Below are 21,809 nucleotides of genomic sequence, written 5' to 3' on the forward strand. Positions count from 1 at the left end.
CCTATAGGCCTGGATTTATGAGCAAGCAACCCTCCCTGAGCTACAAGGACGCCGGTGTAGACATCGACGCTGGTGAAGCCCTGGTCGAACGCATCAAAGGCGTGGCCAAGCGCACCGCGCGCCCGGAAGTGATGGGCGGCCTGGGTGGCTTCGGCGCCCTCTGCGAGATCCCGGCCGGCTACAAGCAGCCGGTCCTGGTGTCCGGCACCGACGGCGTCGGCACCAAGCTGCGCCTGGCACTGAACCTGAACAAGCACGACAGCATCGGCCAGGACCTGGTCGCCATGTGCGTGAACGACCTGGTGGTCTGCGGTGCCGAGCCGCTGTTCTTCCTCGACTACTACGCCACCGGCAAGCTCAACGTTGACGTGGCTGCCACCGTGGTCACCGGCATCGGCGCCGGTTGCGAACTGGCCGGCTGCTCCCTGGTGGGCGGCGAGACCGCCGAAATGCCCGGCATGTACGAAGGCGAAGACTACGACCTGGCCGGCTTCTGCGTCGGGGTTGTGGAAAAGGCCGAGATCATCGACGGTTCCAAGGTTCGCACCGGCGACACCCTGATCGCCCTGCCCTCCTCCGGCCCGCACTCCAACGGCTACTCGCTGATCCGCAAGATCATCGAAGTCAGCGGCGTCGACATCGAACAGGTCCAGCTGGACGGCAAGCCCCTGGCCGACCTGCTGATGGCCCCGACCCGCATCTACGTCAAGCCGCTGCTGCAGCTGATCAAGGAAACCGGTGCAGTGAAGGCCATGGCCCACATCACCGGCGGCGGCCTGCTGGACAACATCCCGCGCGTCCTGCCGGACAACGCCCAGGCCGTGATCGACGTCGCCAGCTGGCAGCGTCCGGCGGTCTTCGACTGGCTGCAGGAACAGGGCAACGTCGACGAGACCGAGATGCACCGCGTGCTGAACTGCGGCGTGGGCATGGTCATCTGCGTTGCACCGGAGCAGGCGGAAGCCGCGCTCAAGATCCTGCGCGCCGCCGGCGAGCAGCCCTGGGTCATCGGTGAAATCGCCGCGGCCGCCGAAGGTGCCCAGCGCGTCGTACTGAACAACCTGAAGAGCCACTGATGGCCGCACGTTGTGATGTGGTGGTGCTGATCTCCGGCTCCGGCAGCAACCTGCAGGCGCTGATCGACAGCATCACCGGCGACGACCATCCGGCCCGCATCCGCGCGGTGATTTCCAACCGCGCCGATGCCTTCGGCCTGGAGCGGGCGCGGAAGGCCGGCATCGATACCCGCGTGCTGGACCATAAGGCCTACGCCGATCGCGAAGCCTTCGACGCCGCTTTGATCGAAGCCATCGACGGCTACGCACCACAACTGGTGGTTCTGGCCGGATTCATGCGGATCCTCACACCCGGCTTCGTGCGCCACTACCAGGGACGCCTGCTGAACATTCATCCGTCCCTGTTGCCCAAGTACAAGGGCCTGCACACCCACCAACGCGCGCTGGAAGCCGGCGATTCCGAACATGGCTGCAGCGTGCACTTCGTCACCGAAGAACTCGATGGCGGCCCTCTGGTGGTACAGGCGGTGATCCCGGTAGAGTCGGACGATACGCCGGAAAGCCTGGCGCAGCGGGTTCATGTACAGGAACACCGCATTTATCCGCTGGCCATGCGCTGGTTTGCCGAAGGCAGGCTGCGCCTGGGCCAGGACGGCGCCGAACTGGATGGACAAGCGTTGCCCCCGTCGGGGCAACAACTGCGTAACTAGGAGATTCGCCAATGCGTCGTGCCTTGCTGTTGCTCCTCGCCCTTTTCACCCTGCCCACTGTCGCGGCCGAGCTGAAACCCTTCGAGGCCAGCTACACCGCCGACTGGAAACAGTTGCCGGTCAGCGGCACCGCCGGCCGCAGCCTCAAGCAGCTGGACAATGGCCGCTGGGAACTGGACTTCGAAGCCTCCATGCTGGTGGCCAGCCTGAGCGAGGTGAGCACCTTCCGCGTCGAGAGCAACGCCTTCCTGCCTCTGACCTACCGCTTCAACCGCAGCGGCCTCGGCAAGAGCAAGCAGGTGGAGTTCGACTTCGACTGGGCCCAGAAGCAGATCATCGGCAACGACCGCGGCAATCAGGTGCGCCTGCCCCTGAACCGAGGCATGCAGGACAAATCCACCTACCAGCTGGTGCTCCAGCATGACGTCGCCGACGGCAAGAAGAGCATGAGCTACCAGGTGATCGACGGCGACGAGATCGAGACCTACGACTTCCGTGTGCTGGGCGAGGAACGCGTACGCACCAAGGCCGGCCTGGTGGATGCCATCAAGGTCGAGCGCGTCCGCGATCCCACCCAGAGCAGCCGCAAGACCGTGCTCTGGTTCGCCAAGGACTGGGACTTCCTGCTGGTCCGCCTGCACCAGGTGGAAAAGGACGGCAAGGAATACCAGATCATGCTCAAGGAGGGCACGGTGAACGGCAAGCCAGTAAAAGGCCTGCCGGAGTAACACCTCCCCTCACGAAGAACCGGGCCCCGCGCCCGGTTTTTTGTGCCCGCGGGAACCAGGGCAAGGCCCCGGAAAGACGAAACAGGCTGATACTTGGAAGGATGCCCGGGCGCCCCTCAGCGCCTATGCTGTCTACCCGACACGCCGCAGAGGAAACCGCCATGACCGAGGAATACCTGCCGCTTTCCTGCGAGCTCTACGACTACATCGAGATTGCCTGCCTGCATCGCTACCAGTTGCACATCGAGCTGGCCGGCGGCGCCCGCCTCGATGCCCGCGCCATGACCACCCTGACGACGCCGGACAAGGAGGAGTTCCTCATCGTGCAAAACGAGGGCGGCCAGGAGCGCCTGCGCCTGGATCAGATCACGGCGATCACGCCACTGACGGAAGGGGCGAGTTTCGGCCGGGTGCTGCTGGGCAATCAGATCTGCTGAAAGCCGTCGTTGCACTCGGGCCACAGGATGAAACGTCTTGTGGGAGACATAGCCAATTCATTCGCGACTGAAGTCGCCCCACAAACGCGACCCAACCGGGAATCGATGAAATCCGGGGAAGTCCCGCCACTGCTCCCGGATTTCATCCGGGCTGCGTTTGGCTGCGAATCACCAGTTCTTTCGCACACGCAAAAGAAAACCGGGCCAGGGCCCGGTTTCTTCGCAGCGTCACCACATCAGATCGTCCGGCACCTTGTAGGCCGCGTACGGATCGTCGGCGTCCGGTTCTTCCACCTGGGTGTTGAGCAATACGATGCGGCGAGGATCGCGCTCCTGGATGCGCAAGGCGGCATCACGCGGGATCACCTCGTAACCGCCGCCGTGGCGGACGATGGCGAGCGAACCGCGGCTCAGCTTGTCGCGCATCATGGCGTTGACGGCCAGGCGCTTGACCTTCTTCTCGTCAACGAAGTTGTAGTAGTCGTCGGTAGTCAGCTTGGGCAGTCGGGTGCCTTCGATCAATTGCTTGATCTGCGCGGCCCGGGCCTTCTGTTCGGCCTTTTCCTGCTGCTGGCGGTTCAGTTCCTGGTCGCGGGCGGCCTTCTCGGCCTGGGCCTGCAGGGCCGCCTGGCGCAGTGACTCATCCTTCTCGACCTGGTTCTTCTTTTCCAGGCGGGTCTGCTTCTGCTGTTGCTTGGTGGCCTGCTTGACCTGCTTTTCATTCACCAGCCCGGCTTTCAGCAGCTGGTCGCGGAGGGAAAGGCTCATAAGGGAAATCAGTCTCTCGAGTTGTCAGGCTGTTGAAACACTACCTGCTAGCAGCCAAGGCCGGATTTTTCCTGCTTCTTGGCTTCGCCCCAGAGGGCATCCAGTTCTTCCAGGGTGCAATCTTCAATGGGACGGCCCGCTTCGCGCAATGCCTGTTCGATAAAGCGGAAACGCCGTTCGAACTTGCCGTTGGCGCCGCGCAAGGCAGTTTCCGGATCGACCTTGAGGTGGCGGGCCAGATTGACCACCACGAACAGCAGGTCGCCCACCTCGTCGGCGATGGCCTGGGGGTCGTTCTCGCTCATGGCCTCCAGCACCTCGTCCAGCTCCTCGCGCAACTTGTCGATCACCGGCAGCGCCTCGGGCCAGTCGAAGCCCACCTGGGCGGCGCGCTTCTGCAGCTTGGCGGCGCGGCTCAGGGCCGGCAGCGCGGCAGGGACGTCATCCAGCAGGGAAAGCTGCTCGGGGGCGGCAGCCTTTTCGGCGCGCTCCTCGGCCTTGATCTCTTCCCAGCGCTGCTTGATCGCCGCTTCCTCCAGGCGAGCCATGTCCGGGGCGCCGTAGAGGTCGCCGTCGGGGAAGACGTGGGGATGGCGGCGGACCAGCTTGCGGGTGATGGCATCCACCACGCCGGCGAACTCGAAGCGCCCCTCCTCCTTCGCCAGCTGGCTGTAATACACCACCTGGAACAACAGGTCGCCAAGTTCACCGGGCAGATGGTCGAAGTCGCCACGCTCGATGGCGTCGGCCACCTCGTAGGCTTCCTCGATCGTGTGCGGAACGATGCTGGCGTAGTCCTGCTTCAGGTCCCAGGGGCAGCCATACTGCGGGTCGCGCAGCCGGGCCATCAGGTGCAGCAGGTCGTTGAGTTGGTACATGTCAGTTCCGTGTTGATTGTCCAGGCCCAGCCGGTGGGCTGAAGCCCACCCTACATTTCCGTTGCCCCTGAGCGTCGCGAGCGAAGGGCTGGCTAGGCGGAAGGGGGCGGAAAAGTGGAGTTGGCTATTGCCAATGAGCATTTTCCGCCCTCATTCCAACAACGCCAGACCGAGCGCAGTAGCTCAGGCAGCCCGGTTGCGGCGCGCTTCGATAACGTTGGGCAATTGCGAGATACGCGCCAGCAGCCGGCCCAGCGCATCCAGGCCGGGGATCTCGATGGTCAGCATCATGGCGGCGGTGTTGTCTTCCTTGTTCGAGCGGGTGTTCACCGCCAGCACGTTGATGCGCTCGTTGAGCAGCACCTGGGACACGTCGCGCAGCAGGCCGGAACGGTCGTAGGCGCGGATGATGATGTCCACCGGGTAGGTCTGCACCGGCACCGGCCCCCAGCTCACCTGGATCATCCGCTCCGGCTCACGGCCGGACAGCTGCAGCGCCGAAGGGCAGTCCTGGCGGTGGATGCTGACGCCGCGGCCGAGGGTGATGTAGCCCACGATGGGGTCCCCCGGCACCGGCTGGCAGCAGCCGGCCATCTGCGTCAGCAGGTTGCCGACACCCTGGATCTGCACGTCGCCACGCTTGCCCGGCTTGTGCTGGGAAGACTTGCGCGGGATCAGTTCCAGTTGCTCGTTGTGACCGCGTTCCGGCTCCACCAGCGCCTGGGCGGCGTTGACCACATGGGCCAGGCGCAGATCGCCGGCCCCCAGGGCCGCGTGCATGTCTTCAGCCCCGCGCAGGTTGCACTTCTCGGCCAGTTTCTCGAAGTCCACCGGTGGCAGCGCCAGACGCGACAGTTCGCGCTCAAGCATGGCCTTGCCGGCGGCGACGTTCTGGTCGCGGGCCTGCAGCTTGAACCAGTGGACGATCTTCGCCCGGGCCCGGGACGTGGTGATGTAGCCCAGGTTCGGGTTGAGCCAGTCGCGGCTGGGCGCGCCCTGCTTGCCGGTGATGATCTCCACCTGCTCGCCGGTCTGCAGCCCGTAGTTCAACGGCACGATGCGGCCGTTGACCTTGGCGCCCCGGCAGTTGTGGCCGATCTCGGTGTGCACGCGATAGGCAAAGTCCAGCGGCGTGGCGCCCTTGGGCAGATCGATGGCGTGGCCATCGGGGGTGAAGACGTAGACCCGGTCGGGCTCGATATCCACCCGCAACTGCTCGGCCAGGCCGCCGATATCGCCCAGTTCCTCGTGCCATTCGAGCACCTGGCGCAGCCAGGCGATCTTTTCTTCGTAATGGTCGGAGCTCGACTTGACGTCGGTGCCCTTGTAGCGCCAGTGGGCGCAGACCCCGAGCTCGGCTTCCTCGTGCATGGCGTGGGTGCGGATCTGCACCTCCAGCACCTTGCCGTCGGGACCGATCACCGCCGTGTGCAGGGAGCGGTAGCCGTTCTCCTTGGGGTTGGCGATGTAGTCGTCGAATTCCTTGGGAATGTGCCGCCAGAGGGTGTGCACAATCCCCAGCGCGGTATAGCAATCGCGCAGCTCGGGCACCAGCACCCGTACCGCACGCACGTCGTAGATCTGGCTGAACTGCAGGCCCTTGCGCTGCATCTTCCGCCAGATGGAATAGATGTGCTTGGCGCGGCCGCTGATGTCGGCCTTGATGCCGGTGGCGGCCAGTTCCTCGCGCAGCTGCTTCATCACGTCGGCGATGTACTGCTCGCGGTCGAGGCGACGCTCGTGGAGCAGCTTGGCGATCTGCTTGTACTGGTCCGGCTCCAGGTAGCGGAAGGACAGGTCCTCCAGCTCCCACTTGATATGGCCAATACCGAGGCGATGGGCGAGCGGCGCATAGATGTCGAACACCTCGCGGGCGACGCGGTGGCGCTTCTCCTCGTCGGCGTTCTTCACCTCACGTATGGCGCAGGTACGCTCGGCCAGCTTGATCAGGGCGACGCGCACGTCATCGACCATGGCCACCAGCATCTTGCGCAGGTTATCCACCTGCGCCTGGGTGCCGAGGACCATGGATTGGCGCGGATTGAGGCTGGCGCTGATGGCAGCCATGCGCAGCACGCCTTCGATCAGCCTGGCCACCACCGCGCCGAAGCGCTGCTGCACGGTTTGCAGCTGGACTTTGCCCTCGCGCACGCCACGGTAGATCACCGCGGCCACCAGGGATTCCTGATCCAGCTTCAGGTCCGCGAGAATCTCGGCGATCTCGAGGCCCGTCTGGAAACTGGACGTACCCTCGGCCCAGATGTTCTGCGCAGCGATGGCCTGTTGCTCGGCGTCGCGGGCGAACTCGCAAGCCTCTTTGAGTACTGCGCGATCGAGCACCGGGTCGAGGCTGATGACATGGTCCAGCCACGCCTCGAGGTTGATGCTGCCGTCGGTATTGACCGGCTGTTGCGCTCTCACCTGTACCATCTTACCTACCTTCCCTACGACGTGAACCCCTCACGTCGAATTGTCGCCAGCCTCTGTCGGGCCGGTCGGATTACGCAGGCTTCCTAGCCCGCTTCGAATAACGCCATGGCCTCGACATGGGCCGTCTGAGGAAACATGTCGAGAATCCCGGCCTTCTTCAGCTGGTATCCCCGCCTGACCAGTTCGGCACTGTCACGCGCCAGGGTCGCCGGGTTGCAGGATACATAGACCACTCGTTGCGCACCGGTTGCAGCAATCTGCCGAACGGCTTCGAAGGCGCCGTCACGCGGCGGATCGAGCAGCACGGCATCGAATCCCTGCCGGGCCCAGGGCGCATCGGCCAGCGGGTTCGACAGGTCGGCCTGGAAGAAGTGCACATTCTCCAGGCCATTGGCGGCGGCATTTCCGCGCGCCCGTTGCACCATGGCCTCGACACCTTCCACCGCCACCACCTCGCGCACCTGGCGCGCCAGCGGCAAGGCGAAGTTGCCGAGCCCGCAGAACAGATCCAGCACCCGCTCGCCCGGCTGCGGTTTCATCCAGTCTAGCGCCTGCGCCACCATCGCCTCGTTGACCGCTTCATTGACCTGGACGAAGTCGCCGGGGCGATATTCAAGTTCGAGGTTCCAGGGTTCCAGGCGATAGCCGAGGCGCGCGTCCGGCTGGTCCGGATGGGGTTCGCCCTCACCCTGCAGCCAAAGCTGCGCCTGGTGCGCCGCACAGAACTCGCGCAGGCGCTGCAGGTCGGCCTCACCCAGGGACTGGGTGTGGCGCAGCAGCAACGCCGACGCGGTGCCGTGGAACAACTCCACGTGTCCGATCGCCTGAGGCTTGTCCAGGCCCTTGAGCAGCCCGGGCAGCGAACGCATCAATGGCTGCAAGGGCTGTACCAGCACCAGGCAATCCTTGATTCCGACTATCGCCTGGCTGGAAGCCGCGCGAAATCCCACGTCCAGCTGGCGCGCCTTGACGTCCCAGCGCACGGCAATGCGGGCACGCCGCCGGTAACCGAAGTCGGTCCCCACAAGTGGGGCTACCCATTCCTGCGGATGGAGGTCGGCGACGCGCGCCAGTTGCTCGGCCAGCGTGCGCTGTTTCAGGGCAAGCTGCTCGGCATGGGGCAGGTACTGCAGGGTGCAGCCGCCGCACTGGCCGGCGTGGGCGCAGGGCGGCACCAGGCGTATCGGGCTGGCACTGAGCACACGTTCGGCACGGGCTTCCACCACCTGGCTGCGGGCGGCGAGCACGCGGGCTTCCACTTCTTCCTGTGGCAGGGCGCCGGCCACGAACCAGGTGCGCCCTTCGACGAAGGCAATGCCGCGTCCGTCGTTGGACAAGCGCTCGATGACCAGCCGCTGCTTCTTGCCCACGGGAACTTGCGGAGCCCGCGCTCCGCCGCTGGGCTGGAAGCGCAGGCCGGTGTTACGCCGGGACATTGGGGTCTTCGTAAATGCCGGTAGAGAGATAACGATCCCCACGGTCACAGATGATCGCGACCATCACGGCGTTTTCCACTTCGCGAGACAGGCGCAGCATGGCTGCGACCGCGCCCCCGGAGGAAACGCCGCAGAAGATGCCTTCCTCGCGGGCCAGGCGGCGCATGGTTTCCTCGGCTTCGATCTGGGCCATGTCGATCACGCGATCGACGCGCTCGGCCTGGTAGATCTTCGGCAGGTATTCCTCGGGCCAGCGGCGGATGCCGGGAATGGCCGAGCCTTCCTGCGGTTGCAGGCCGACGATCTGGATAGCCGGGTTCTGCTCCTTGAGATAGCGCGACACCCCCATGATGGTGCCGGTGGTGCCCATGGAGCTGATGAAATGGGTGATGGTGCCCTGGGTCTGCTGCCAGATTTCCGGGCCAGTGCCGACGTAATGGGCTTCGGGGTTGTCGCCGTTGGCGAACTGGTCCAGCACCTTGCCACGGCCACCGCGTTGCAGGCTTTCGGCCAGGTCGCGGGCACCTTCCATGCCCTCTTCGCGGCTGACCAGGATCAGCTCGGCGCCGTAGGCGGTCATGGCGGCCTTGCGTTCGGCGCTCATGTTGTCCGGCATGATCAGCATCATCTTGTAGCCCTTGATGGCCGCAGCCATGGCCAGGGCGATGCCGGTGTTGCCGGAAGTGGCCTCGATCAGGGTGTCGCCGGGCTTGATGTCACCGCGCAGCTCGGCGCGGGTGATCATCGACAGCGCCGGGCGATCCTTGACCGAACCGGCGGGGTTGTTGCCTTCGAGCTTGACCAGGAGGGTGTTGCTGGTTTCGCCTGCCAGGCGCTGCAAACGCACCAGCGGGGTGTGGCCGATGCAATCGGCGATTGTGGGGTACTGCAGAGTCATGGCGGGCTTCGCAATCCAGACGCAGGGGGTGCATATGATAACGGCAAACCGCGCAGCACCATATGGCGCAAGCGTTTCGGCTTATGGCGTGCAGCTATATATATGTAGCTGAAAGGCATTTCACACTGACCGAAAAACGAAAGCCCCGGCGGGTTTCCCGGCCGGGGCTTTCTGCTGGTCTTCGATCAGAAGTGCACGCTGGTGGTGAGCAGCGCGGTGCGGCCAGCCGCCTGGTTGGCGAAGTGGGACCCATAGGCCTTGTCGTAGTAAACCTCGTCGGTGAGGTTCTGCACGTTCAGCTGAAGGTCGACGTTCCTGGTCAGCTTGTAGCTGGCCATGGCGTCGTAGCGCCAGTAGGACGGCACGTACAGGGTGTTGTTGTTATCGCCGAACACGTCATCCACATAGAAGGCGCCGCCCCCGATGGTCAGGTCCGGCAGTACTTCATAGGTGGTCCACAGGCTGAAGCTGTTCTTCGGCGTGTTGGGCAGTTCATTGCCCTTGGCCGGGTTGACGGTGCTGGTCACCTCGCCACTGCGATTGCCCACCGCGCCCGGGTCCACCAGTTCGCTGTCGAGGTAGCTGTAACCGGCGAAGACCTGCCACTTGTCGGTGAGCCTGCCGCTGGCGGTCAATTCGATGCCATCGACGCGGGTCTTGCCGGCGTTCTCGTAGGTGTAGTTGTTGGTCAGGACACGGGTGTTGTCCTTCTCGGTGCGAAAGATCGCCGCAGTCAGCGACAGACGCTGATCCAGCAGGTCCCACTTGGTGCCCAACTCGTAGTTGGTGGTTTCTTCCGGTTCCAGGTCGCTGACGATGCTGGTCGGCGTGCCGACGGATGTGGGCAGCGGGTTACCTTCCTGACCCTCACCGAGCATGGTGCCGGGCGGCGTCGCGGAGGTGGCATAGGAGGCGTAGACGCTGCCGTTCTCGGTGGGTTTCCAGACCAGGCCGATCTGCCCGGTCACGAACTCGCTGGTATCCGAGGTCTTGAAGGTGGTCGCGCCAGCGGCGGACTTGGACTTGGATTCGGTCTGGAAGTTGTCGTAGCGCAGGCCCAGGTTCAGCAGCCATTGCGGGTCCAGCTCGATGGTGTCGAAGGCGTAGATGGCGCGGGTGTCGCCGGTGGATTCGGTGCCGGCGTAGTTGCGCGCGATGCTGCCGTTCCAGGGGTCGTGCGGATTCGGATTGGCCAGCGAGGTGCAGTTGTAGCCGCTGGGCGCACCGATGGTTGCAGGGGAGCAGTTGGTGCTGGAGTTCCCGGGTGTTGCCGGGGTGGTGTCGGTGTTCACCGTATAGGACGAGCGATCTCCCTCCTCGCGGGTGAACTCGATACCGGTGGAGAAGCTGTGCTTGAGGCCGGCCAGCTGGAACTCGCCGAACAGATCGGTCTGGTTGGTGGTGGTGGTGGTATTGCTCACACGGCTGTTGATGCGACGCCAGACGGTGCCGTTGCGCACGTTGCCCTTGCTGTCGTCCGGCTGGGTCAGGATGTAGTCCTGCATGCTGCTGCCGTGACGCAGGGTGTTCTTGATGGTCAGGGTGTCGCTGAGATCATGCTCGAAGCTGATGGTGGCGATGTCCGCGCGGGTCTTGCGGAAGTCGCGGTCGGACAGGCCGTAGAAGTTGCTGCTGTCGCCGCCGTCGACCGGTTTGTCCGGATTGGCCGCGGTGTGAGTGGTGCCCACCTTGTAGCCATAGGGAATGCCCGAGTCCGGCAGGTCGTTGCTTTCCATGTGGTAGAAGTCGAGGTTCAGGCGGGTGGCGGTGCCCAGGCCAAACGCCAGGGACGGCGCCACGCCCCAGCGATCGTAGTTCACCTCGTCACGGCCGGCGACGTTGCTCTCGTGGCTCATCAGGTTGAGGCGGAACGCGGCGCTGTCGAGGAACTCGCGGTTGATGTCGGCGGTGTAGCGCTGGGTCTGGTCGGAACCCCAGGTGAAGCCACCGTTGGTGAAATCGCCAAGGCGCGCTTTCTTGGTCACCAGGTTGATGCTGCCGCCGGCCGAACCCCGCCCGCCGAAGGAGGAGTTCGGGCCCTTGCTGACTTCGATGGACTCGATGGCGAAGATCTCGCGGGTCTGGGCGCCGACATCGCGCACGCCGTCGAGGTAGGTGTCGCTTTGGGCGTCGAAACCACGAATGAACGGACGGTCGCCCTGCGGGTTCCCCCCCTCACCCGCGCCCATGGTGATCCCCGGCACGGTGCGCAGGGCGTCCTGCAGGGACACGGCGGCGGTGTCCTTGATCACTTGCTGCGGAACCACGGTCACCGAACGCGGCGTGTCCACCAGCGGCGCGGTGTACTTCTGGGACGAGGCCCGCTCGACCTGGTAGTTGGTGTCCTCGGACGCCTCACCCACCACCGAAGTGGCATCCAGGGAAATGACGCCGTCGCTCTCCTGCTTCGCTTCGGCCGCATGCACCACGGGCGCAGTGGACATGGCGCCGATGGCCATGCCAATGGCGGACGCCAGCAGGCGTTGAGTCGAGATGGTGGGCTCCACAAGTTGACGCGACATCGTTTTCCTCCCCAGGAAGTTCAGAGGCCGCGGAATTTATTTCAAATCATTAGCAGCAACAATTAGCAGGAATTCTCATTCGCATCTTTTTTACAAGATTTACAAAGTCGCGCCACATCGCCGGCGGTTTTACAGTCTGAATGAAAATAAATACTATTCGCCTCCAACTTGAACCTCCCGGTAAACCGCCATGCTCCTGCACATTCCCGGCATCTTCACATCAGAAGAGGCAACCCGCATTCGCGAAGCCCTGGAGCAGGCTGACTGGACGGACGGCAAGGCCACGGCGGGTTATCAGTCAGCCAGGGCCAAGCACAACGAGCAGTTGGCCGAAGGCGACCCACTGGCTCGTGAAATCAGCAGCGCCATGCTGCAGCGCCTGTGGAACCACCCCCTGTTCATGTCGGCGGTCCTGCCGAACAAGGTCTATCCGCCGCTGTTCAATCGCTACCGGGGCGGCGGCGCCTTCGGCTACCACATCGACAACGCCGTGCGTCCGATCAAGGGCAGCCCCGAACAGGTCCGCACCGATGTCTCCGCCACGCTGTTCTTCAGCGAGCCGGACAGCTACGACGGTGGTGACCTGGTGATCCAGGACACCTACGGCACCCAGCGCGTGAAACTGGCCGCCGGCGACCTGGTGATCTACCCCGCCACCAGCCTGCACCAGGTGGAGCCGGTCACCCGTGGCGAGCGCCTTGCCTCGTTTTTCTGGATTCAGAGCATGGTCCGCGAGGACAGCCAGCGAACCCTGCTGTTCGAGATGGACCAGGCCATCCAGAGCCTCGCCCGCGACGTGCCGGACCACCCCGCGCTGGTCCGGCTCACCGGCAATTACCACAACCTCCTGCGCCGCTGGGCCGAGGTCTAGGCATGAGCTTCACCCTGACCCGCACCGAAACCCTGAGCAGCGAAGAGCTGCGCGAACGCCTGGCCAGCGACCCGCGCCAGGCGGCCCGCACCATCCTGGATGCCGCCCGGAATGGCTTGACCGAAGCACAGACGCTGCTCGGCCAGATTCTCCTGGACGGCCAGGGCATCGAGCAGGACGCCGCACTGGCGCGCACCTGGTTCCAGATCGCCGCCGAGGGTGGCGATGCCATGGCCCGGAACATGCTCGGCCGCTGCCTGGAACAGGGTTGGGGCGGCGCGGTCGACCTGCCGGCTGCCGCCGCTCACTTCCGCGCGGCCGCCGCCGCAGGACTTGACTGGGGGATGTACAACTACGCGAACCTGCTGGCCACCGGACGCGGCGTCCAGCGCGACCAGCGCCAGGCACTGGCGCTTTACCTGCGCGCGGCGCAACTGGGCCATGCCAAATCGATGAACCTCGTGGGGCGCTATTACGAGGAAGGCATCACTGTCGAGCGCGATCCCGAGGTCGCCTTCACCTGGTATCGCCGCGCCGCCGAGGGAGGCGATTTCCGCGGCCAGTTCAGCCTTGCCGCCGTACTGGCCGCCCAGGGCGAAGTGGATGAAGCCATCGGTTGGCTGGAACGGGCGCTGGCGGGAGGGAACCTCAATTTCCTGCGGGTCGGTCGCTCCAGCCTTGCACAAGCGCCGGAACCCCGCATCCAGGCGCTGGCCCACGCCTATTACCAGCGCGCCGCCGAATTGGGCGACGAGAGCGACCAAGAGGCGCTGCAGACGTATCTGTCACAGGCGCGCCGGTAGACCAGACGCAAGCTGCGAAGGGGCGGCTCAGGTCAGGCTGCCCTGCCAGGCCGGCAAACGAAGGTACAGGCACAGGCCCGGATCGAGGTTGCGTGCCCAGACCGCCCCGCCCTGCAGGGTGATCGCGCTGCGGGCGATGCTCAGGCCCAGGCCGAAGCCGCCATCCCCCGGACGCGCCTGATTGAGCCGGGCGAAGGGTTCGAACATCAGTTCCAACTGTTCTTCCGGCACGCCAGGGCCTTCGTCGCGCAGGCTCAAGCACCAGAAATCGCCTTCGCGCTGGCCGGACAAGGTGATCCGGCCCGTATCCGGCGAATGGCGGATGGCATTGCGCAACATGTTCTCCAGCGCCTTTGCCAGGCCATTGAGGTTGGCCCTGACAACGCAATCCTCGTCCAGCTCGAAACACAGGCGCTCCTTCGGCCAGCCCGTTTCGAAGCTGGCATCCTCGGACAACAGGTCCCACAGCGGACGCAGGTGCACCGCCTCCTGGGCGAATCGCGGTCGCTCCGAATCCAGCCAAGCCAGCTCCAGGGTGTTCTCCACCAAACGCTGCATCACGCCGACTTCCCGCTCCAGCCGCTGCCGCAGGCTGTCCAGGCTCTCTTCCCGCTCACTCGCCGCTCGCAGTCGGCTCAATGGCGTGCGCAGTTCGTGGGACAGGTCGTTGAGCAGGCGCCGCTGGTAAACCACCGTGCCTTGCAGGCGTTCGGCCATGTGATCGAACGCGCGCGCCAGCTCGCCCAGCTCATCGCGCCGACTGGTCAGTGGAGCGCCGAGGCGGGCCTTGAGGTCATCGGCACTGAGGGCGTTGGCCTGCTCGCGCAGGCGCGTCAGCGGGGCGATCAGCAGACGGAACAGGAAGACGCAGAGCACCAGCGCGAGGATGACCGGCGCCACCCGGTAGGCAAGGAAATACAAAAGGGGCCGCGGTCCCCAGGGACTGAATCGCTGCGGCAGTGGCATCACCAGCTGGCCGTCGCCGCCCTTGAAGGGAATGCTCAGGACTCGCGGCTGCGGCGTTTGCCGGCCCATGCTCCCGTGCAACCGGCGCATGAAGCTCAGGTGTTTGCGCTGGTCAGCGGTCATCTCGCGGGTGCCCAGGGGAAACAGGTGTGGGTCCAGCACCAGCGCCCAGCTACCCTCTGTGGCTTCGAGTTCAGCCTGCACGGCATCGACCGCGCTCGCTCCGCCCTGGCGCCAGGCCGTCTCGGCGCGCTCGGCGTAACCACTCAGGACGGACTTCGCCTCATCCGAGAGATAGGACGTCCGCTCGCCGATGCGCTGCCCCCAGGAAAGGGTCAGGGCGATCATCGCCAGGCAGAAGCCGACCAGCAGGATCGCCAGCTTCCAGAACAGCGAGTTGCGGCCCGGCATCATTTTTCCCTGTTGGTCATCACGTAGCCCTTGCCCCAGACGGTTTCCAGGCGGCTGCCGGTGTAGCCGAGCCGCTGCAGCTTGCGGCGAATGTGGCTGACGTGCATGTCCAGGCTGCGGTCGTGCTGCGAATAGGCCCGGTGCAGCACGTGCTGATAAAGGAAGGCCTTGCTCAGGGCCTCTTCCATGTGCCGCGAGAAGGTCACCAGAAGGCGGTACTCGGTCGGTGTGAGGCCGGCCCATTGGCCCGTATAAGAAACATCCGAGCGGCCTTCGTCGAAATTCAGTTCCAAGCCATCGCCTGGCGTCTCCGGCCCACCGCGTTCATAGGCCACCCGCCGCAGCACGGCTTCGATGCGCACTTCCATCTCGCCCATGCTGAAGGGCTTGGGCAGGTAGTCGTCGGCACCCTGGCTGAATCCGGCAATGCGGTCCTGCTCGGCGCCCAGGGCGGACATCAGGATCACCGGCACCTTGCGCTCGCGGCGCAGGTTGGCCAGTACGTCCAGGCCATTGCGGCCAGGCAGCAGGATGTCCATGAGGATCAGGTCGAAGTCCTCCTCACGGGCCAGGCCCAGTCCCTCTTCGCCGTCTTGGCGCACGGTGACGTCGAAACCTCGGCTCTGCAGGTGATCATGCAGATGGGCGGCCAGCAGCGGATCGTCCTCGATGGCCAGGATGCGCGCGGGGGTACGGGAAGGGGCCAGCATGGAAACTACCTGCGAACGACAATAATTAACGAGTGCGAATTGTGGCAAAACTGCCGGAGGATTCCCATTCAATCAGCCGCTACACTGCGCGGAAAACCCATGGGGAGGACGGGCGTGTACAAGGATCTGGGCATCAAGGGCCGCGTGCTCATGCTGACGCTGCTGCCCACCAGCCTGCTGGCACTGGTACTGGGCGGCTATTTCACCTGGGTACAACAGGCCGATATGCAGGCCCAGTTGCTGCAGCGCGGCCAGATGATCGCCGAACACATTGCGCCACTCGCCGCCCCCGCCCTGATCCGCGGCGACGCGGTGCTGCTGGAGCACATTGCCGACCACGCCCTGGACCAGGCCGACGTGCGCGCGGTGAGTTTCATCGGCGCCGACCACAAGCGCCTCGCCCACGCCGGGCCACGCATGCTCAATGAAAGCCCCGACGGCGAGGGCAACAACCTGACGCTCAAGAGCAACACCGAAGCCACTCGCTTCCTGCAACCGGTGTTCGCACGCCACCGGGCGCTTTCCGGCGACTACGCACAACTGACCAATGACGACCTGCTGGGCTGGGTGGAACTGGAGATGTCCCACCAGGGCACCCTGTTGCGCGGTTACCGCAGCCTGCTCGCCAGCCTGCTGCTGATCGTCACCGGCCTGGGCGTAACCGCCTTGCTGGCGCTGCGCATGAGCCGGGCGATCAACGATCCGCTGCGGCGCATCAAGCAAGGCGTGGCGCTGCTCAAGGAAGGCCGCCTGGAAACCCGCCTGCCGCCGCTGGGCAGCCATGAGCTGGACGAACTGGCCTCGGGCATCAACCGCATGGCCGAAGCCCTGCAGACCGCCCAGGAAGAGCTGCAGCACAACATCGACCAGGCCACCGAGGACGTCCGCCAAAACCTCGAAACCATCGAGATTCAGAACATCGAACTGGACCTGGCGCGCAAGGAGGCCCTGGAGGCCAGCCGCATCAAGTCCGAATTCCTCGCCAACATGAGCCACGAGATCCGTACCCCGCTCAATGGCATCCTCGGCTTCACCAACCTGTTGAAGAAAAGCGACCTCACCGCGCGCCAGCAGGACTACCTGAACACCATCGAGAAGTCCGCCGACAGCCTGCTGGGCATCATCAACGAGGTGCTGGACTTCTCCAAGATCGAGGCCGGCAAGCTGGTCCTGGAAAGCATCCCCTTCAACCTCCGCGACCTGATCCAGGACACCCTCACCATCCTCGCCCCGGCGGCCCACGAAAAGCGCCTGGAGCTGGTCAGCCTGGTCTACCGCGACACCCCGCTACAGCTCATGGGCGACCCGATGCGCCTCAAGCAGGTCCTGACCAACCTGGTGAGCAACGCCATCAAGTTCACCCGCGAAGGCACCATCGCCGTGCGCGCCATGCTCGAAGACGACAGCGACGACGAGCTGGCCCAGCTGCGCATCAGCGTGCAGGACACCGGCATCGGCCTGACCGACGGCGACCTGCGCGACCTGTTCCAGGCCTTCACCCAGGCCGACAACTCCCTCTCCCGCCAGGCCGGCGGAACCGGCCTCGGGCTGGTGATCTCCAAGCGCCTGATCGAACAGATGGGCGGCGAGATCGGCGTCAGCAGCACGCCGGGAGTCGGTTCGGAATTCTGGATCACCCTGAGCCTGCCCAAATCCCTGGGTGAGATCGAAGACAGTGCGCAACCCCACCTGGCAGGCCGCCGCGTGGCGGTGCTCGAACCCCAGGAACTGACGCGCCAGGCCCTGCGCCACCAGCTGGAGGACAGCGGCCTGGAAGTGCTCGACTTCCCCAGCATCGGCAAGCTGGTGGACGAAGTCGCCGCACACCGCCTCGGCAATCGCCCCATCGGCCTCGCGGTGATAGGCACGGACGTCCAGACGCTCTCGCCGGAACAGCTCGGCCAACGGGTCTGGGAGCTGGAGCAGCTCGGCTGCAAGAGCCTGGTGCTCTGCCCCACCACCGAGCAGGCCCTCTACCATCGCGCATTGCCCGAGGCCCACAGCCAGCTGCAGGCCAAGCCCGCCTGCACGCGCAAGCTGCAACAGGCACTGGGCGGGCTGATCGGTCCACGCCCCATGCGCGTCGATCCGCTGCAGACAAAAAGCAGCCGCGCACCGCGCCTGCTCTGCGTCGACGACAATCCGGCCAACCTGCTGCTGGTGCAGACCCTGCTGACCGACATGGGCGCCGAGGTACGTGCCGTGGACAGCGGCTTCGACGCCATCGAAGCGGTGCAGCGCGAGCGCTTCGACCTGGTGCTGATGGACGTGCAGATGCCCGGCATGGACGGCACCCAGGCCACCGAAGCGATACGCCGCTGGGAGAACGAGCAGCGCATCGACCCGGTCCCCATCGTCGCCCTCACCGCCCACGCCCTGGCGAACGAGAAGCGTGCCCTGCTCCAGGGCGGCATGGACGATTACCTGACCAAGCCCATCGGCGAACGCCAGTTGGCCCAGGTGGTGCTCAAGTGGACCGGCCTCAGCCTCAGTGGCCAGCCGGTGCAGCGCCCGGGAACAGGCTGGGAACGCCGGGACGACAAGGGCCTGGAAGTGCTCGATCCGGAAGAAGGCCTGCGCCTGGCCGCCGGCAAGGCCGACCTCGCCGCCGATATGCTGTCCATGCTGCTGGCCTCCCTCGACGCCGACCGCGAAGCCATCCGGCTCGCCGCCCGCAGCGGCGATCGGAGCACACTGCTGGAACGGATCCACCGCCTGCACGGCGCTACCCGCTACTGCGGCGTTCCGCAGCTGCGCGCCGCCTGCCAGCGCAGCGAAACCCTGCTCAAGCAGAACGACCCGGACGCCTCGCAGGCCCTGGAGGAACTGGATGCGGCGATCAGCCGCCTGGCCGAAGTGGCGCGCACGGAAGCCTGATCCGGGACAAGATGAAGTGGCCAGGGGCCAGCTATGCTGCTGAACAATCAAGGAGATCCCATGCGCACCATTCTGTTCAGCAGCCAGGCCTATGACCGCGAGAGCTTCCTCGGCGCCAGTCCCACCTTCGAGCTGCACTTCCAGCAAGCCCGCCTGACCCTCGATACCACCGCCCTGGCCAATGGTTTCGACGTGGTTTGCGCCTTCATCAATGACGACCTGTCCGCCCCGGTGCTGGAGCGTCTGGCCAACGGTGGAACCCGTCTGATCGCCCTGCGCTCGGCCGGCTACAACCATGTGGACCTGGCGGCCGCCAAGCGCCTGGGCCTGACCGTGGTGCGGGTTCCGGCCTACTCGCCGCATGCAGTGGCCGAACACGCAGTAGCCCTGATCCTGGCCCTGAACCGCCGCCTGCACCGCGCCTACAACCGCACCCGCGAAGGCGACTTCACCCTCCACGGTCTCACCGGTTTCGACCTGGTGGGCAAGACCGTGGGGGTGGTCGGCACCGGGCAGATCGGCGCGACCTTCGCCCGCATCATGGCTGGCTTCGGCTGTGGCCTGCTGGCCTTCGACCCACAGCGCAACCCCAGTGTCGAGGCGCTGGGCGCAGTCTATGTCGACCTGCCGGAATTGCTGGCCAACAGCGACATCATCAGCCTGCACTGCCCGCTCAACGAAACCACCCGCCACCTGATCGATGCCCAGAGCCTGGAGCGGATGAAGCCCGGCGCCATGCTGATCAACACCGGACGAGGCGCCCTGGTGGACACGCCAGCGCTGATCGACGCGCTCAAATCCGGCCAGCTCGGCTACCTGGGCCTGGATGTCTACGAAGAGGAAGCCAACCTGTTCTTCGAGGACCGCTCCGACCTGCCATTGCAGGACGACGTACTCGCCCGGCTGCTGACCTTCCCCAACGTGATCGTCACCGCCCACCAGGCCTTCCTCACCCGCGAGGCCCTGGCCGCCATCGCCCGCACCACCCTGGACAACATCAGCGCCTGGGCCGCCGGGCGGCCGTGCAATCAGGTGGACGCCTAGGCCATGTTAGGATGCGCGCCCCAGCCGGAGGACCTATGGCCGAACACGATTTTCGCTACAACCTGCTCAACCCCGCCCACACCCTGAACGAATGCCGCGCCCTCTCCCCAGGCCTTTACCAAGTCACGGGCACCGGCGGCTCGATCCAGACCGGCGACACCCTGGTGGTGACCCTCAAGGGCAGCCGCGACCTCAGCATGCTTCTCACCGTGGACAAGGTGCGCCACCTGATCAACCCGCCCGGACAATGGCTGGCGGTGGCCAAGGGGCCCGCCTTCAAGGAACTCGCTATCCACAACTGGCACGTGGACTGCGACGCCTGCGGCAAGCGCCTGGACTTCGAATTCGCCGTCGACAGCGGCCTCGGCAAACAGGCCCAGGCACCGGCCGCCGAGGCGCGCATCGCCGAACTGGGTTGGCGCAATCACGCAGGCAAGCACTACTGCCCGAACTGTCAGGAGGACAACCAATGACCCGAAACACCCTGCTGTTGGCCGCTCTGGCCACCGCCATCACCGGCTGCGCCAGCGATCGTCCGCAACTGGAAACTGGCACGACCTACCAGGTGGAATGGATCGGTGAACGCCCGCTGATCGATAACAGCCACCTGACCATCACCCTGGGCAGCGACAACCGCGCCTATGGCAACGCCGGCTGCAACCACTGGTTCGCCTCCTACACCATGGAAGGCGACCAGCTGACCTTCGGCGCCGCCGGCAGCACCCGCAAGATGTGCGCGCCCGCGCTGATGGAACAGGAACAACGCTTCCTCGATGCCCTGGGCAAGGTGCAGCGCTGGGACATGTCCCCCATCGACCAGCTCCGGCTGTGGCCGGCCGAGGGCAAGCCGATCCGGCTGTGGCCGGTGGAAGGCTGAGCTTCGCCGCGTCGCCCCCCTCTCTTGTAGGGGCGAACTCATTCGCCAAGCAGACCGAAGGTCTGCCCTCAGAAGTAGCATGGGGCAGCGTTGCTGCCCTTGGCGAATGAATTCCCCCCTACGGAACAGCGCAGCCGTGCCTTAGAAGAGGCTGAGCTGCTCGACTGCACCACGCAGGTCCTGCAAACGCACCCCCACCCCGATCAACCGCACCGGTTTGTCGCCACGGGCGAACGCCGCGCTGAGCAATTGCCGGTAACTGTCCAGGTCGCGGCGAGCGCCGGCCTGTTCCAGAGTGGTCTGGGTGAAGTCATGGAACTTCAGTTTCACGAAGGGTTTGTCCGGCCTGTAGCTGCTGTCCAACCGCGCCATGCGCCCGCGCAGCTCGTCCAGTAGCGCCGGCAGTTGCTCCAGGCAGGCATCCAGGTTGGGCAGGTCCTGATCGTAGGTGTTTTCCACACTGATGGACTGCCGCCGGCTGTCCACCTGCACGACGCGGTCATCCTGGCCACGGGCCAGGTTATAAAGCCGCTCGCCGAAACTGCCGAATTCCCGCGCCAGCGCCAGCTTGTTCCAGTCCCGCAGATCGGCGCAGGTGCGTATGCCCAGGCGCGCCATCTTCTCCGCCGTCACCTTGCCCACGCCGTGCAGCTTGTTCACCGGCAATGCGGCAACGAACTCATCCACCTGCTCCGGCGTAACCACGAACATCCCGTCCGGTTTGCGCCAGTCGCTGGCGATCTTGGCGATGAACTTGTTCGGCGCCACCCCGGCCGACACCGTGATGTGCAGCTCGGAGGCGACGCGCCGGCGAATCTCCCGGGCGATGCGCGTGGCGCTGCCGTTGAAATGCGAGCTGTCGGAAACGTCCAGGTAGGCCTCGTCCAGGGACAGCGGTTCGATGATCTCGGTGTAGTCGCGGAATATCTGATGGATCTGCCGCGACACCGCCTTGTACACGTCCATGCGCGGCCGGACGATGGTCAGGTCCGGACACAGCTTGACCGCCGTCCGCATCGGCATCGCCGAACGCACGCCGTAGGCGCGGGCGTCGTAATTGCAGGTCGCCACGACCCCACGCTTGTCCGGCGAGCCGCCAACCGCCAGGGGCTTACCCGCCAGCGACGGGTCGTCGCGCATCTCGATGGCGGCGTAGAAGCAATCGCAGTCAATGTGGACGATTTTTCTTTGCGACATAAGACGCTGATTTACCTAAGCATTCCGAGAAAAGATCGAATCCTTACCCGCTTTGATACCCGCTTTTCTCAACGCTGTAAGCGCAGTCGCTCGAACTGAAACGGCGCTCGCCAGTCTCCCGACAGACGGTCATCTGCCAGGGCAGTTTACGTAGAGGATAAGCAGCTTCCGGCGGAAGACCCAGCCAAATCAGCCGGAGCCGGCGGGCGACTGCTGACGCCCTGAACTAC

General features: G+C 65.1%; 19 protein-coding genes. 10 read left to right on the forward strand and 9 right to left on the reverse strand.

Annotated elements, in window-relative coordinates:
• Nucleotides 1–17 precede the first annotated feature (17 nt).
• From purM to ACFW0B_RS23030, 4 genes are all read left to right on the forward strand, one after another.
• Nucleotides 18–1,076 carry a phosphoribosylformylglycinamidine cyclo-ligase gene (gene purM / locus ACFW0B_RS23015; protein ID WP_449151295.1) on the forward strand — a complete coding sequence of 353 codons (1,059 nt, stop codon included), beginning with the start codon at nucleotides 18–20 and terminating at the stop codon, nucleotides 1,074–1,076.
• Nucleotides 1,076–1,726 (forward strand): phosphoribosylglycinamide formyltransferase, encoded by a 651-nt coding sequence (gene purN / locus ACFW0B_RS23020; protein WP_449151296.1) that lies wholly within the window; start codon nucleotides 1,076–1,078, stop codon nucleotides 1,724–1,726. Before purM ends, purN begins: the two co-directional genes overlap by 1 nt.
• Nucleotides 1,727–1,737: 11 nt before the next feature.
• Entirely contained in the window at nucleotides 1,738–2,454 is a 717-nt protein-coding gene (locus tag ACFW0B_RS23025) for a DUF3108 domain-containing protein (protein WP_449151297.1), read from the forward strand.
• Between the two features lie 161 nt (nucleotides 2,455–2,615).
• Nucleotides 2,616–2,891 carry a Rho-binding antiterminator gene (locus ACFW0B_RS23030; protein WP_449151298.1) on the forward strand — a complete coding sequence of 92 codons (276 nt, stop codon included), beginning with the start codon at nucleotides 2,616–2,618 and terminating at the stop codon, nucleotides 2,889–2,891.
• A gap of 228 nt (nucleotides 2,892–3,119) precedes the next feature.
• Here ACFW0B_RS23030 and ACFW0B_RS23035 read toward each other — a convergent pair whose 3' ends face one another.
• From ACFW0B_RS23035 to ACFW0B_RS23060, 6 genes are all read right to left on the reverse strand, one after another.
• Nucleotides 3,120–3,659, reverse strand: coding sequence for a DUF2058 domain-containing protein (locus ACFW0B_RS23035; RefSeq protein ID WP_449151299.1), 540 nt, complete (start codon nucleotides 3,657–3,659; stop codon nucleotides 3,120–3,122).
• Nucleotides 3,660–3,706: 47 nt separating this feature from the next.
• Nucleotides 3,707–4,537 (reverse strand): nucleoside triphosphate pyrophosphohydrolase, encoded by an 831-nt coding sequence (mazG, locus tag ACFW0B_RS23040; RefSeq protein ID WP_449151300.1) that lies wholly within the window; start codon nucleotides 4,535–4,537, stop codon nucleotides 3,707–3,709.
• A 183-nt stretch (nucleotides 4,538–4,720) separates the two neighbouring features.
• Nucleotides 4,721–6,967, reverse strand: coding sequence for a GTP diphosphokinase (relA, locus tag ACFW0B_RS23045; RefSeq protein ID WP_449151301.1), 2,247 nt, complete (start codon nucleotides 6,965–6,967; stop codon nucleotides 4,721–4,723).
• An 83-nt stretch (nucleotides 6,968–7,050) separates the two neighbouring features.
• Complete coding sequence (rlmD, locus tag ACFW0B_RS23050) at nucleotides 7,051–8,403, reverse strand: 23S rRNA (uracil(1939)-C(5))-methyltransferase RlmD (RefSeq protein WP_449151302.1); 1,353 nt, start codon at nucleotides 8,401–8,403, stop codon at nucleotides 7,051–7,053.
• Nucleotides 8,390–9,301 carry a cysteine synthase CysM gene (gene cysM, locus ACFW0B_RS23055; RefSeq protein WP_449151303.1) on the reverse strand — a complete coding sequence of 304 codons (912 nt, stop codon included), beginning with the start codon at nucleotides 9,299–9,301 and terminating at the stop codon, nucleotides 8,390–8,392. The genes rlmD and cysM overlap by 14 nt, the downstream gene beginning before the upstream one ends.
• Before the next feature lie 185 nt (nucleotides 9,302–9,486).
• Complete coding sequence (locus ACFW0B_RS23060) at nucleotides 9,487–11,823, reverse strand: TonB-dependent receptor (protein ID WP_449151304.1); 2,337 nt, start codon at nucleotides 11,821–11,823, stop codon at nucleotides 9,487–9,489.
• A gap of 190 nt (nucleotides 11,824–12,013) precedes the next feature.
• Here ACFW0B_RS23060 and ACFW0B_RS23065 point away from each other — a divergent pair, with 190 nt between their 5' ends.
• Together ACFW0B_RS23065 and ACFW0B_RS23070 are read left to right on the forward strand one after the other, a co-directional pair.
• Complete coding sequence (locus tag ACFW0B_RS23065; RefSeq protein WP_449151305.1) at nucleotides 12,014–12,694, forward strand: Fe2+-dependent dioxygenase; 681 nt, start codon at nucleotides 12,014–12,016, stop codon at nucleotides 12,692–12,694.
• A 2-nt stretch (nucleotides 12,695–12,696) separates the two neighbouring features.
• The gene (locus tag ACFW0B_RS23070; protein WP_449151306.1) at nucleotides 12,697–13,497 is read left to right on the forward strand and encodes a tetratricopeptide repeat protein; all 801 of its coding nucleotides are present in this window, start codon (nucleotides 12,697–12,699) and stop codon (nucleotides 13,495–13,497) included.
• A gap of 27 nt (nucleotides 13,498–13,524) precedes the next feature.
• Here the strand turns inward: ACFW0B_RS23070 and ACFW0B_RS23075 are convergent, their stop codons facing one another.
• On the reverse strand, nucleotides 13,525–14,874 hold the full coding sequence (locus tag ACFW0B_RS23075) for a HAMP domain-containing sensor histidine kinase (RefSeq protein ID WP_449151307.1): 1,350 nt from the start codon (nucleotides 14,872–14,874) through the stop codon (nucleotides 13,525–13,527).
• Complete coding sequence (locus tag ACFW0B_RS23080; protein ID WP_449151308.1) at nucleotides 14,874–15,584, reverse strand: response regulator transcription factor; 711 nt, start codon at nucleotides 15,582–15,584, stop codon at nucleotides 14,874–14,876. Before ACFW0B_RS23080 ends, ACFW0B_RS23075 begins: the two co-directional genes overlap by 1 nt.
• A gap of 114 nt (nucleotides 15,585–15,698) precedes the next feature.
• Here ACFW0B_RS23080 and ACFW0B_RS23085 point away from each other — a divergent pair, with 114 nt between their 5' ends.
• The 4 genes from ACFW0B_RS23085 to ACFW0B_RS23100 are packed head-to-tail and all read left to right on the forward strand — an operon-like array spanning nucleotide 15,699 to nucleotide 20,382.
• Nucleotides 15,699–18,461: a response regulator gene (locus ACFW0B_RS23085; protein ID WP_449151309.1), complete on the forward strand. Its 2,763-nt coding sequence runs from the start codon at nucleotides 15,699–15,701 to the stop codon at nucleotides 18,459–18,461.
• Between the two features lie 60 nt (nucleotides 18,462–18,521).
• The gene (locus tag ACFW0B_RS23090) at nucleotides 18,522–19,505 is read left to right on the forward strand and encodes a 2-hydroxyacid dehydrogenase (protein ID WP_449151310.1); all 984 of its coding nucleotides are present in this window, start codon (nucleotides 18,522–18,524) and stop codon (nucleotides 19,503–19,505) included.
• A 35-nt stretch (nucleotides 19,506–19,540) separates the two neighbouring features.
• Complete coding sequence (locus ACFW0B_RS23095) at nucleotides 19,541–19,978, forward strand: hypothetical protein (RefSeq protein ID WP_449151311.1); 438 nt, start codon at nucleotides 19,541–19,543, stop codon at nucleotides 19,976–19,978.
• On the forward strand, nucleotides 19,975–20,382 hold the full coding sequence (locus ACFW0B_RS23100; protein ID WP_449151312.1) for an META domain-containing protein: 408 nt from the start codon (nucleotides 19,975–19,977) through the stop codon (nucleotides 20,380–20,382). The genes ACFW0B_RS23095 and ACFW0B_RS23100 overlap by 4 nt, the downstream gene beginning before the upstream one ends.
• A 141-nt stretch (nucleotides 20,383–20,523) precedes the next feature.
• Here the strand turns inward: ACFW0B_RS23100 and dinB are convergent, their stop codons facing one another.
• Nucleotides 20,524–21,579 carry a DNA polymerase IV gene (gene dinB / locus ACFW0B_RS23105; RefSeq protein WP_449151313.1) on the reverse strand — a complete coding sequence of 352 codons (1,056 nt, stop codon included), beginning with the start codon at nucleotides 21,577–21,579 and terminating at the stop codon, nucleotides 20,524–20,526.
• Nucleotides 21,580–21,809: the final 230 nt, after the last annotated feature.

It is taken from the genome of Metapseudomonas phytobenefica (genome assembly GCF_043392685.1).
In the GTDB taxonomy this organism is placed as follows: Bacteria; Pseudomonadota; Gammaproteobacteria; order Pseudomonadales; family Pseudomonadaceae; genus Metapseudomonas.

Bases quoted from the DNA above. Each gene is read 5' to 3' on its own strand.
- ACFW0B_RS23035 (WP_449151299.1), bottom strand. From the start codon at position 3,659: ATGAGCCTTTCCCTCCGCGACCAGCTGCTGAAAGCCGGGCTGGTGAAT.
- ACFW0B_RS23080 (WP_449151308.1), bottom strand. From the start codon at position 15,584: ATGCTGGCCCCTTCCCGTACCCCCGCGCGCATCCTGGCCATCGAGGAC.
- dinB (WP_449151313.1), bottom strand. From the start codon at position 21,579: ATGTCGCAAAGAAAAATCGTCCACATTGACTGCGATTGCTTCTACGCC.
- purN (WP_449151296.1), top strand. From the start codon at position 1,076: ATGGCCGCACGTTGTGATGTGGTGGTGCTGATCTCCGGCTCCGGCAGC.
- ACFW0B_RS23075 (WP_449151307.1), bottom strand. From the start codon at position 14,874: ATGCCGGGCCGCAACTCGCTGTTCTGGAAGCTGGCGATCCTGCTGGTC.
- ACFW0B_RS23065 (WP_449151305.1), top strand. From the start codon at position 12,014: ATGCTCCTGCACATTCCCGGCATCTTCACATCAGAAGAGGCAACCCGC.
- ACFW0B_RS23070 (WP_449151306.1), top strand. From the start codon at position 12,697: ATGAGCTTCACCCTGACCCGCACCGAAACCCTGAGCAGCGAAGAGCTG.
- ACFW0B_RS23100 (WP_449151312.1), top strand. From the start codon at position 19,975: ATGACCCGAAACACCCTGCTGTTGGCCGCTCTGGCCACCGCCATCACC.
- ACFW0B_RS23030 (WP_449151298.1), top strand. From the start codon at position 2,616: ATGACCGAGGAATACCTGCCGCTTTCCTGCGAGCTCTACGACTACATC.
- cysM (WP_449151303.1), bottom strand. From the start codon at position 9,301: ATGACTCTGCAGTACCCCACAATCGCCGATTGCATCGGCCACACCCCG.
- ACFW0B_RS23060 (WP_449151304.1), bottom strand. From the start codon at position 11,823: ATGTCGCGTCAACTTGTGGAGCCCACCATCTCGACTCAACGCCTGCTG.
- ACFW0B_RS23025 (WP_449151297.1), top strand. From the start codon at position 1,738: ATGCGTCGTGCCTTGCTGTTGCTCCTCGCCCTTTTCACCCTGCCCACT.
- ACFW0B_RS23090 (WP_449151310.1), top strand. From the start codon at position 18,522: ATGCGCACCATTCTGTTCAGCAGCCAGGCCTATGACCGCGAGAGCTTC.
- rlmD (WP_449151302.1), bottom strand. From the start codon at position 8,403: ATGTCCCGGCGTAACACCGGCCTGCGCTTCCAGCCCAGCGGCGGAGCG.
- ACFW0B_RS23095 (WP_449151311.1), top strand. From the start codon at position 19,541: ATGGCCGAACACGATTTTCGCTACAACCTGCTCAACCCCGCCCACACC.
- mazG (WP_449151300.1), bottom strand. From the start codon at position 4,537: ATGTACCAACTCAACGACCTGCTGCACCTGATGGCCCGGCTGCGCGAC.
- purM (WP_449151295.1), top strand. From the start codon at position 18: ATGAGCAAGCAACCCTCCCTGAGCTACAAGGACGCCGGTGTAGACATC.
- relA (WP_449151301.1), bottom strand. From the start codon at position 6,967: ATGGTACAGGTGAGAGCGCAACAGCCGGTCAATACCGACGGCAGCATC.